The sequence below is a fragment of the Arenimonas malthae CC-JY-1 genome (genome assembly GCF_000747075.1).
Classification (GTDB): domain Bacteria; phylum Pseudomonadota; class Gammaproteobacteria; order Xanthomonadales; family Xanthomonadaceae; genus Arenimonas; species Arenimonas malthae.
In genome coordinates, this window is the sequence record NZ_AVCH01000089.1 from 1 (window position 1) to 2,095 (window position 2,095).

1 protein-coding gene is annotated in these 2,095 nt (G+C 75.1%); it reads right to left on the reverse strand.

Annotated features, from left to right (window positions below):
* The coding region (gene pbpC / locus N790_RS04870; protein ID WP_084062656.1) for a penicillin-binding protein 1C at positions 1 to 2,095 on the reverse strand (2,095 nt) is incomplete at its 3' end.

A 2,095-nucleotide genomic window follows, 5' to 3' on the forward strand; every position in this document is an offset into this window, starting at 1 on the left:
GGGCGCGGGCCAGGCGGCTGCCGTTGGCGGGGCCTTCGATGCGCAGCGATTCCACGGCGGCCAGGGCGTCGGGCGCGCAGTCGGGCGCGAGCGCCGGGATGGCCGAGGCTCGGCGCTCCTGCGCCGGCAGCCACGGGTAGGCCAGGCTGGGCCAGCGCGCGATCTCCACGCGCTGGCGCGCGTGCCGCGCCGTGCAGGACGCCGACAGGCGTTGGCCGCTGCGTTCATCCACGTCCAGCGACAATTTTCCCGCGCTCCACAGCCGCGCCTCGCGCTCCGGCAGCGTCGGCGGCAGCTGCCCGGCCAGCACGAAGGCATCGCGGCGGCGATGGCACAGGCCCGGCGCGGCGGGATCCGGCGGCAGGCCCAGCGGCCAGCAAACCTCGCGTTTTTCCACCGTGTCCGGCATGGCCGTGCGGCCCGTGTCGCCCGCCGCGCGCGGCAGGCTGTCCACCACTTCGAACAGCAGCGGCAGCGCGGTGATGGCGCCGTACTGACCGGGCAGCGGCGTGCCGTCGGGGCGGCCCACCCACACGCCCACCGTAAACCGCGCCGTGCCGCCGATCGCCCAGGCGTCGCGGAATCCGAAGCTGGTGCCGGTTTTCCAGGCCACGCGCTGGCGCCGGCTGGTGTCCACCAGTCCCTCGCGCTGGCCCGGACGCCCGTGCGACTCGAGGATTTCGCGCACGATCCAGGCCGCGCCCGGCGACAGCAGGCGGCGCTCCTGCAACGGCGCATCGGGCGTGTAGCGCACCTGTCCGGCCAGGCCGCCGCGGTTGAGCGCGGCATAGGCGCCCACCAGTTCCTCCAGCCGCGTGCCGGTGCCGCCGAGGATGATCGACAGGTTCGGGCGGGCGCCGCGCGGCAGCTGCAGGTCCAGGCCCGCGTGCGCGAGCCGCGCGGTGAAACGTTCCGGGCCGATGCGGTCGAGCAGGTCCACCGCCGGCACGTTCAGCGACAACCGCAGCGCCTCGGCCACCGACACCGGCCCGTTGAAGGCCGGGTCGAAGTTCACCGGCCGGTAGTCGCCGAAGGCCTGCGGCGCGTCCACCAGCAGGCTTTCCGAATGCACCAGGCCGTCGTCCAGCGCCAGGCCGTACAGGAAGGGCTTGAGCGTGGAGCCGGGCGAACGCACCGCGCGCACCATGTCCACGTGGCCGAGCCGGCGCGCGTCGCCGAAGGCCAGCGAGCCAACGTAGGCCCGCGCTTCCAGCGTGGCGTTGTCCACCACCAGCAGCGCCGCCGAGCTGCGTTCGGGCAGCTGGGCGAAATAGGCGGCGAGGCGTGCTTCGAGCGTGCGCTGCAGGTTGGCGTCGAGCGTGCTGGTGATGCGCGACTGGCCCGGATTCGCGGCGCGCAGGCGCTGGGCCAGCAGCGCCGCCGACACCGGCGGCTGCAGCCGGCGCGCGACCACCGGTTCGATGCGCGCGGCATCGACGTCCTCGTTGCTCCACGTGCCCTGCCCCGCCAGGCGCGCCAGCACCTTGTCGCGGGCGGCGCGCGCGGCGTCCGGGTGGCGGTCGGGGCGAAGCCGGCTGGGCGCCTGCGGCAGCACCGCCAGCAGTGCCGCCTCGGCCTGCGACAGCTCGCGCGCGGGTTTGCCCAGGTAGGCCCAGCTGGCCGCCTCCACGCCTTCCACGGTGCCGCCGAAGGGCGCGTGGTTGAGGTAAAGCGTCAGGATTTCCTGCTTGTCTAGCCGCCACTCCAGCTGCAGCGCGCGCAGCGCCTGGCGCAGCTTGCCGCCGGCGCTGCGCGGCTGCGGGTCGAGGATGCGCGCCACCTGCATGGTGAGCGTCGAGCCACCGGACACCACGCGGCCGTTCGCCGCCCACTGCCAGGCGGCGCGCGCCAGCGCCAGCGGGTTCACGCCGGGGTGGCGGTGGAACCAGCGGTCTTCGTAGCCCAGCAGCGCCTCGAGGTAATACGGCGACACCTGCCCGGGCGTGACCGGATAGCGCCAGACGCCGTCGCGGTCGGCGAAGGCGCGCAGCGGCGTGCCGTCGGCGGCCAGCACCACGGTGGCGCCGCCCGCACCGGGCAGCGGCGGCGGGAACAGCCGGTCGAGCGCGAACAGCGCCAGCAGCGCGAGCGCCAG